Consider the following 9679-nt stretch of genomic DNA (forward strand, 5'->3'; position numbering starts at 1 on the left):
GTGAGCAGTTCACGCAGCGGATGACGGGCCAGCACCTCGTCCACCTCCGGCGTCAGCGCCGCCGCCAGCCGCGCCGCCACCGGCAGGGACTCGTCACGCAGGGCGGCCACGGCGGCCCGCAGCACCGACCGCTGCCCGGTGGACTTCGGCACCCCGGCCCGCGCCCGCTCGTACAGCCGCGCGCCCTCCTCCAGGACCAGATCCGTGTCGAGGCCGGCCGGGATCTTGATGCGCGCGAGGTGCCGCCAGGTGGTGACCGGATCCCCCCACGCCTCCACCGTGAAGGACCAGTGGCCGGGCGTGTCCGCGGTGACGGTGGCCCCCCAGCGGTCGGTGCCCGGGGCGAGTTCACGCATCGGGGTCCAGGGGCCGGGGCGGCCCGCGGGATCCCTCAGTACGACGTTGGCGGCGACGGCGTCGTGGCCCTCGCGGAACACGGTGGCCGAGACCTCGAAGGGTTCGCCGGTCACGGCCTTGGCGGGCCTGCGGCCGAGCTGGACCAGCGGACGGACGTCCAGGACGGGTATGCGCCCGACGGCGGTGGCCTCGCCCGCGGAGGGTGGCTCCGGGGCCGGCGGCCCTGCCGCGGCGGTGCGTACGGGGGGTGCGCCGGTACGGGGGGTCGGGGGTGGTGACGAGTGGTGCGTGGCGGGCATGACCGCTCCTGTCCGCGTCAACGTGGGTGGGCGGATGGCTGTGGGGAGGTGGGTCCTGCGAACCCGGGGTCCACCTGCGTGGTGTACCCGTGGGCGTACCGAGGAAGCCTTCCCACCCTATTCGAGTGGGCAATCCGGCACTTTGGTAACTACTCACGCGTATGTCTACACACAAGTCCGGCCCCGTTCGCGGGGAACGGGGCCGGTGCCGAAACCGCGCCACCATCGGCCCGGGCTCTGCGAGCATCGGTCCCGGACTCTGCCGTTACCCGGACGGCACCTGGAGGATCCGGTCCGGCGAGCCCGCCCCCCGGTCGGACACCCGGCCCTGCGCGGCCCGCGCGACCAGCGCCGCGGCCACCTGGGCGGGCGTCGCGCGCGGGTGGTCGGCCAGATAGAGCGCGGCCGCGCCCGCCGCGTGCGGCGCCGCCATCGACGTACCGGAGTAGGTCGCGCTCGCGGTGTCGCTCGTCCGGGACGCCGACGTGATCGACACCCCCGGCGCGAACAGGTCGAGGGCCGAACCGTAGTTGGAGAACGGCGCCCGCGCGTCGTCGCGGCCGGTCGCGCCGACCGTGACGGCCTCCGGCACGTCCGCGGGCGAGTACAGGGCGGCCGCGCGCGCGTCGTTGCCCGCCGCGACCGTGTACGTGACGCCCGAGGCGATCGAGGCCCGGACGGCCGCGTCGAGCTGGGCGTTGTGCACACCGCCCAGACTGAGGTCGGCCACCGCGGGTCTGTGCGCGTGCCGCGTGACCCAGTCGATGCCCGCGATGACCCGGGCCGTGGTGCCCGCCCCCTTGTCGTCGAGCACGCGTACGGAGACCACGTCCGCCTTCTTGGCCACGCCGTACGACGTACCGGCGACGATGCCCGCGATGTGCGTGCCGTGGCCGTTGCCGTCGTCGGCGGTGGCGTCGCCGTCGACGAAGTCCCAGCCGTAGGCGGCGCGTCCGCCGAAGTCCCGGTGGGTGATCCGGACCCCGGTGTCGATGACGTACACCGTCACCCCGGCCCCCGCCGAGTCCGGCGCGGTGAAGCTCCGGTCCAGCGCCGGGCCCGGCCGGTCGAGCCGGTCCAGACCCCAGGACGGCGGGTTCGTCTGGGTGCGCTCCAGACCCACCCGGGTGTCCTGGACGACCGAGGCGACCCGGGAGTCCGCCGCCAGACGGCGGGCCTGTCCCTCGTCGGCCCGTACGGCGTAACCGTTCACCACCGTGTCGTAGGTCTGGCTGATTCTCACCCCGTATCGCACGGCCAGGTCCCGGCCGGCCGTCGACGGAGCCCGCGTGCTCCCCTTCAGCACCACCAGGTAACTTCCGTCGACGGAGCCGGGATCGCCGGCGCCGAGTATCCGCCCCTCCGGTACGGCGTGCGCGGGCAGCGTGGTGGCCGAGAGCACCGCGGCCGTGGTGACCGCGGTCAGGCCCGCCGCCCAGCGCAGACGCCGCTTCCGCGTCCGTGCCATGGTCCGAGTTCCCCTCCTCGACTCGGGCGTACGGCGGCCGCGGTGCCGGGTGCCCCGGCGCCGGCCGGTCCGCCACTGGCAGCTTTCCGTGCCACGTGAAGCGCCACAAGAAGGCCTATGGTGGTGGAATCGGCCATATCGGCCGGGAGGTGTCGGTTCCGGCCGAACGGGGGGTCTGCGGGCGAAGCTCCCAGCGGCGGCGCCACCGACGCCGGTACCGTCGACTGACGACGAGACGCACACCGCCGTGCGTCCGCACAGCGACATGCGCCGAGGTGGAATGTGAAGGCGATCCGTCGATTCACCGTCCGTCCCGTTCTCCCCGACTCCCTCCGGCCGCTCAGCGATCTGGCCCGCAATCTGCGCTGGTCCTGGCATACGGAGACCCGCGACCTCTTCCAGTCCGTCGACCCCGAGTGCTGGGCCGCCTCCGGCGGTGATCCGGTACGCCTGCTGGGCAGCGTGCCGCCCGCGAGGCTCACCGAACTGGCGGGCGACCGTCGCTTCCTGCGCCGCCTCGACGCGGTCGCGGGCGACCTCAACGACTATGTGACCGGCGCCCGCTGGTACCAGGCGCAGTCCGCCGAACTGCCGTCCGCCGTCGCCTACTTCTCACCCGAGTTCGGCATCACGGCCGCCCTGCCCCAGTACTCCGGCGGCCTCGGCATCCTGGCCGGCGACCATCTCAAGGCGGCCAGCGACCTCGGGGTGCCGCTCATCGGGGTCGGGCTGCTCTACCGGCACGGCTACTTCCGCCAGAGCCTGTCCCGGGACGGCTGGCAGCAGGAGCACTACCCCGTCCTCGATCCCAACGAGCTGCCGGTCGTCCAGCTCAAGGAGGCCGACGGCACCCCGGCCCAGGTCTCCCTCGCGCTGCCCGGCGGCCGCTCGCTGCGCGCCCGGATCTGGCTGGCCCAGGTCGGCCGGGTGCCGCTGCTGATGCTCGACTCGGACGTCGAGGAGAACGACCTCGGCGAACGCGGCGTGACCGACCGGCTCTACGGCGGCGGCAGCGAGCACCGGCTGCTCCAGGAGATGCTGCTGGGTATAGGAGGTGTCCGGGCGGTACGCACGTACTGCCGGCTGACCGGCCACCCCGAGCCGGAGGTGTTCCACACCAACGAGGGCCACGCGGGCTTCCTCGGTCTGGAGCGCATCGCGGAGCTGGGCGAGCGGGGGCTGGAGTTCGACGCGGCCCTGGAGGCGGTCCGCGCGGGGACCGTCTTCACCACCCACACGCCCGTCCCGGCCGGCATCGACCGCTTCGACCGCGAGCTGGTCGCCCGCCACTTCGGCCCCGAGGCCGAACTCCCGCACATCGACGTCGAACGCGTCCTGCGGCTCGGCATGGAGAGCTACCCCGGCGGCGAGCCCAACCTGTTCAACATGGCCGTGATGGGGCTGCGCCTGGCCCAGCGCGCCAACGGGGTGTCGCTGCTGCACGGCCAGGTCAGCCGGGAGATGTTCGCCGGGCTGTGGCCGGGATTCGACGCCGAGGAGGTGCCGATCACCTCCGTCACCAACGGGGTGCACGCCCCGACCTGGGTGGCCCCGGAGGTGCTGCGGCTCGGCGCCCGCGAGATCGGCGCCCAGCGCGCCGAGGACGCGCTGACGGTCGGCGGCTCGGACCGCTGGGACGCGGTGCGCGGCATCTCCGACGAAGAGGTCTGGGACCTGCGCCGGGACCTGCGCGAACAACTGGTGGTGGAGGTGCGGCGGCGGCTGCACGCCTCCTGGCGGCAGCGCGGCGCCGGTGCGGCCGAGCTGGGCTGGATCGACGGGGTCCTCGACCCGGACGTGCTGACCATCGGCTTCGCCCGCCGGGTCCCGTCGTACAAGCGGCTCACGCTGATGCTGCGCGACCGCGACCGGCTGATGGAGCTGCTGCTGCACCCCGAGCACCCGATCCAGATCGTGGTCGCGGGCAAGGCGCACCCGGCGGACGACGGCGGCAAGCGGCTGGTGCAGGAACTGGTGCGCTTCGCCGACGACCCGCGGGTGCGCCACCGCATCGTCTTCCTCCCCGACTACGGCATGGCGATGGCGCAGAAGCTCTACCCGGGCTGCGACATCTGGCTCAACAACCCGCTGCGCCCCCTGGAGGCCTGCGGCACCTCCGGGATGAAGGCGGCCCTGAACGGCTGTCTCAATCTCTCCGTCCTGGACGGCTGGTGGGACGAGTGGTTCCAGCCGGACTTCGGCTGGGCGATCCCCACGGCGGACGGCTCCGGCACGGACCCCGACCACCGCGACGACATCGAGGCGGCCGCGCTCTACGAGCTCCTCGAACAGCGGGTGGCACCCCGGTTCTACGAGCGGGGCCAGCACGGCCTGCCCGACCGCTGGATCGAGATGGTCCGCGAGACCCTCGCCCTGCTCGGCCCGAAGGTGCTGGCCGGGCGCATGGTCCGTGAGTACGTCGAGCGGCTGTACACCCCGGCCGCGCACACGCACCGCGCGATGACCCCGGCCGCGGCCGGTGAACTCGCCGCCTGGAAGACCAGGGTGCGCGCCGCCTGGCACGGGGTGAGCGTCGACCATGTGGAGACGGCCACCGCCACGGCCAGCGCCGAACTCGGCACCACCCTGGTGCTGCGGGTCCGGGTCGGCCTCGGCGCCCTCGCCGCCGACGACGTCGAGGTCCAGGCGGTCTCCGGCCGGGTGGACTCCGAGGACCGCATCACCGACGCGGCGACGGTCCCGCTGAAGCCGACGGGCGGCCCGGACCTGGAAGGGCGCTGGGTCTACGAGGGCCCGCTCTCCCTGGACCGCACCGGGCCCTACGGCTACACGGTCCGCATCCTGCCGACCCACCGGCTGCTCGCCTCCGGCGCGGAACTGGGCCTGGTGGCGGTGCCCTCGGAGGAACCGGGCGAGGGGGCGGGGGTGCTGATGCGGTAGCGCTCTTGGCGCAGCGTCCACCGTGGGTCGGTCTGGGTGAAAGGCAACGTTCACTTGTGAGGTTAATCACCGCCCGATCTTTGTGATCCCTTGAGGGACCAGTGATCGTTTGCCCGGTTTCTGCGATCTGGACGCTTTCACAGGCCCCGCCTAGATTCCCCTCCCGTTCGTGCCGTGAGAGGCGCGTGAGGGCATGGGGGAGGGATCGCGATGGGGAGACGTCTGTCCGGGCGTCCGTCGGTGCGTGGCTTAGGTGGACTGCTCGGCGCTCTGCTGGTCGCCGGGCTGCTCGCCTCGCCACCGTCGGCGGCCGCCGCTCGGACGCAGGCGCCGTCCGCCGCAGCCGGCGGCGCCGGCAGCGCGGCGGGCAGTGGCACGGCGAGCAGCGACACGGCGAGCAGTGGCACGGAGGACGCGGCGCTGGCCGAGGCCCGGCGCACCGGCAAGGACGTCGAGGTCGTCGCGCTGCGGAGCGAGACGGCCGAGGTGTTCGCGAAGCCGGACGGCACGCTGGAGGCGAACGAGCACCTGCGCCCGGTGCGCACGCGGGTCGACGGGGCGTGGAAGGACATCGACACCACGCTGGTGCGGCGGTCCGACGGATCGGTGGCGCCGAGGGTCACGGCGACCGGCATCGTCCTGTCCGGCGGTGGCGACCAGCCGCTGGTCCGGCTGGAGCAGGCGGGGCGGGAACTGTCGCTCTCGTGGCCCGGCCGACTGCCCGAGCCGGTGCTCGACGGCGCCACGGCCACCTACCCGTCGGTCCTGCCGGACGTCGACCTCCGGGTGCGTGCCGACATCGACGGCATCTCCCAGGTGCTGGTGGTCAAGTCGGCCGAGGCCGCGGCCGATCCGAAGCTGGCCGAGCTGCGGCTGGCGATGGACGCCGACGGCATGACCGTGAAGGAGGCCGCGGACGGCAGCCTCGCGGCGACCGACTCCGCCGCCGGCGGCACCGTGTTCGAGGCGCCGCGGCCGTTGATGTGGGACTCCAGCACGGCCGGGAACACCCCCGCCGACGCGGGCACGGCCGGATCGGCCTCCGCGAAGTCGGCCACCGCGAAGTCGGCCTCCCTGCGCACCGCCGCCGTCACCGCCACGGCGGTCGCCGCGGTCGACGACGAGGCGCCGGCGCCGGACGAGTCCGCCCAGGTCGCCCCGCTCGGCGTGCAGGTCACCGACGACGCGCTGGTGCTGACCCCCGACCGGAAGCTGCTGAAGGACGCGACCTACCCGGTCTACATCGACCCGCAGTGGTACTCGCCCGGCGCGGCCAACTGGACGATGGTGTCGCGATACTGGGCGTCCTCCCCGCAGTGGCGCTTCAACGACGCCTCCGACGCGGGCATGGGCTACTGCGCCGGCGACGTCCGCTGCGCCCCCCAGGACCTCAAGCGGCTCTTCTACGCCGTGCCGACCTCGCGGTTCGCGGGCAAGACGATCCTGTCCGCGGAGTTCGTGGTCAAGGAGACCCACTCCTACGACTGCAACAAGACGGACGTGCAGCTGTACCGCACCAAGGGCATCTCCAAGTCGACGACCTGGAACTCCCAGGACAACGACGCCTTCTGGATCGACCTGCTGCAGACGCGCAGCGAGGCGAAGGGGTGGAGCGGCGACTGCCCCGGCGGCAACGTGGAGTTCTGGGCGCTGCGCGCGGTCCAGCAGGCGGCCGCCAACGGCTGGGCGACCACCACGTTCGGCCTGCGGGCCAAGAACGAGAGCGACCCCTACGCGTGGAAGCGCTTCGCCGACGACGCCTGGCTGCGCGTGCAGTACAACCGGCCGCCCGGCCAGGTCAAGATGTCCCAGCTCAGCCAGAAGCCCGGCGGTGACTGCTCCACCACCGTCAAGCGGGTGCGGATCCTGCCGACGCTGCGCGCCGACGGTGTCAGCGATCCCGACAAGGACGACATAGCCGTGCAGTTCCAGGCGTCCTGGGACAACGGTGACAGCAAGGGCTGGGCCGCACGCTGGACCTCGTCCCTGTCGAAGTACAAGTCCTCCGGCTCGTCCTTCTCGGTGACCCTGCCGTCGAGCATCCCCAAGAACACCAAGATCGGCTGGCATGTGCGCTCGTACGACGGCGCGCAATGGTCACCCTGGTCCTACGAGGGTTCGGCCACGGACTGCGCGACGCTCTACGACACCAGTGTGCCCGCCGAGCCGTCGGTCGCCTCGACGCAGTACCCGGAGTCGAACCCGGAGAACCCCGACGACCCCTGGCTGGACGGCGTGGGCCGGTACGGCAGCTTCACCATCGACTCCACCGCGGCGGACGTCACCAAGTACTGGTTCGGCGTCAACGGCCAGCCCAGCAGCGCCCACACGCTGACCACCTCGGCCGGCGGCGCCAAGACCATGAAGTTCATGCCGACGAAGTCGGGCGTCAACTACATCACCGCGCAGGCCTTCGACGCCGCCGGCAACGGCAGCAGCATCGGCACGTACTACTTCCGGGTGCGTTCCGGACAGCCCGAGCGGATGTCCTGGCAGCTGGACGAGAACGCCGGCAGCGCCACCGTCGACGGCGCGGGCGGCCCCTGGGAGGCCACGCTGAGCGGGGGCGCCCAGACCGGCGTCGCCGGGGTCAGCGGCACCGGTCTCCACCTGGACGGCGTCGACGGCCACGCGGCCACGGTGTCGCCGGTCCTGAACACCGCCAAGAGCTTCTCGGTGTCGCTGTGGGCGAAGGTCGGGGACATCCCGGCGAACGCCCCGGAGGGTGCGGTGGCCCTCTCCCAGGCGGGCGGCGTACGCAGCGCCTTCGAGCTGTACTGGTCGCCGTCCCGCGCGGGATGGGTGTTCACGCGCAACAGCGCGGACTCGGAGAGCGCCACGGCGGCGCGCGCGATGCAGCCGGCCTGCGCGAGCGGTGACACGGCCTGCGCGAGCGCGCGGGCCAACACCTGGACCCATCTCGTGGGCGTCTTCGACAACCCCAACTCCCAGGTCAAGCTGTACGTGAACGGAGCGCTCTCCGGAACGGCCGCCTACAGCGGCCCCTGGGACGCCCGTGGCGCGACACTGATCGGCGCGACCCGCAAGTCGGGCGTCCTGGGCAGCTTCTTCAAGGGCGACCTGGACCAGGTCCAGCTGTTCGACTACCAGCTGACCGACAGTCAGGTCTCCACCCTGAACGCGAAGAATCCGGTGGTCAGCGGCGGCCGGCCGGCGAAGCTGGTCTTCCCGCTGGACGAGGCCGCGGGCACCACGCTGGTGACGGGCCGGTCGCAGAAGCTGTCGGCCACCCTGCGCGGCGGCGCCACCCTGGGCGGCGAGGGCGCGGCGGGCACGGCGCTCACCTTCGACGGCACCGACGACTACGCCGAGACGAGCCAGCCGCTGCTGGACACCTACCAGAGCTTCTCGGTGTCCCTGTGGGCGAGGCTGCCCAAGGACAAGGAAGCCCGGGCTATGACGGCGATCAGCCAGAGCAGCACCGTCAACCGCGGCTTCGAGGTCTACCACTCCTCCGCGCTCGGCGGCTGGGTCTTCCTGCGGGAGAGCGCCGACACCGCCGACGCGACCGTGGTGCGCGCCCAGGAGAACGCCTGCCCGGCGAACACCAACTGCGCGGCGGCCGGACTCGGTGAGTGGAGCCACGTCGTCGCGGTGTACGACTCCGACGCGGGCGAGATGCTGCTGTACGTCAACGGCGTGCTCAAGGCGACCAGCGCGTTCACCACGCCCTGGCTCGCCGTCGGCAAGGTGACGCTCGGCGCGGCGGGCAATACCACCGGCAGTCCCACGAGCCTGTTCCGGGGCGACCTGGACGACGTCCGCACGTACGACCGGGTGATCTCCGGCGACGAGGTCAAGAACCTGTTCAAGCAGCACCCGGTGGTCAAGGGGCGCTGGAAGCTGGACGCCGCCACCGGCACCCCGGCCACCTCGCCGGACGCCTCCACCGGCAACCGTCCGGTGACCCTCTACAACGGGGCCGGCACCGGCAGCGGCTGGGTGGACTCCGGGGCACTGGTCCTGGACGGCACCGACGACTACGCGGCCACCGGCTCGGTGCCGATCGACACCGGTCAGAGCTTCACGGTGACCGCCTGGGCGCAGGCCACGTCGGGGCGGCCGCAGCAGCCCGGCGCGGTGCTCAGCCAGGAGGGCTCGGTCAACAGCGCGTTCGTCCTGGGCTACGAGCCGGGGCCGGACGACGGCGACCCCTCGACGCCGATCGGCACCGGGCGCTGGCGGATCACCATGCCGGACAAGGACGGCACCTCGGCGACGGAGTCGACGGCGGACAGCACGCTCTTCGACGACTACAGCGCGAACGGCTGGAACCACCTGGCACTGGTCTACGACGCGTTCGCCGACACGATGAAGCTCTACGTCAACGGCCAGCTGGAGCAGTACGTCTGCGCCGACGACGACGCGGACGGCACCCAGGACGACCCGTCCTGCACGGACCACGTCTCCTGGGCCGACAACACCCTCGGCTTCAACGCCACCAGGACCCTCCAGCTGGGGCGGGCGAAGAGCGCGGGCGCGTGGGGCGACAACTGGTCGGGCGGCATCGACGACGTCTGGGCGTTCCAGGGCGCTCTCGACCAGGACCAGATCCAGCAGCTCTCGCTCGGCGCGGCGGGCCTGCCGACCACGGTGCCCGGCAGCGAGGTCGCGGAGTGACGGCGGCGCACGG

General features: G+C 72.6%; 4 protein-coding genes. 2 read left to right on the top strand and 2 right to left on the bottom strand.

What is annotated here, in order from left to right:
* Both ACWC24_RS06715 and ACWC24_RS06720 read right to left on the bottom strand, forming a co-directional pair.
* A partial coding sequence (locus tag ACWC24_RS06715) for a maltotransferase domain-containing protein (protein ID WP_450661746.1) occupies positions 1–656 on the bottom strand: 656 nt, incomplete at its 3' end.
* Positions 657–921: 265 nt separating this feature from the next.
* Positions 922–2124 (bottom strand): S8 family peptidase, encoded by a 1203-nt coding sequence (locus ACWC24_RS06720; protein WP_450661747.1) that lies wholly within the window; start codon positions 2122–2124, stop codon positions 922–924.
* Positions 2125–2406: 282 nt separating this feature from the next.
* Between ACWC24_RS06720 and ACWC24_RS06725 the strand changes: the two genes are divergently transcribed.
* The gene (locus ACWC24_RS06725; protein ID WP_450661748.1) at positions 2407–5025 is read left to right on the top strand and encodes a glycosyltransferase family 1 protein; all 2619 of its coding nucleotides are present in this window, start codon (positions 2407–2409) and stop codon (positions 5023–5025) included.
* Between the two features lie 240 nt (positions 5026–5265).
* Complete coding sequence (locus ACWC24_RS06730) at positions 5266–9666, top strand: LamG domain-containing protein (protein ID WP_450661749.1); 4401 nt, start codon at positions 5266–5268, stop codon at positions 9664–9666.
* Positions 9667–9679: the final 13 nt, after the last annotated feature.

The organism is Streptomyces sp. NPDC001443 (assembly GCF_053597355.1).

Coding starts and splice junctions, on each gene's coding strand:
- ACWC24_RS06720 (WP_450661747.1), bottom strand. CDS start 2,124: ATGGCACGGACGCGGAAGCGGCGTCTGCGCTGGGCGGCGGGCCTGACC.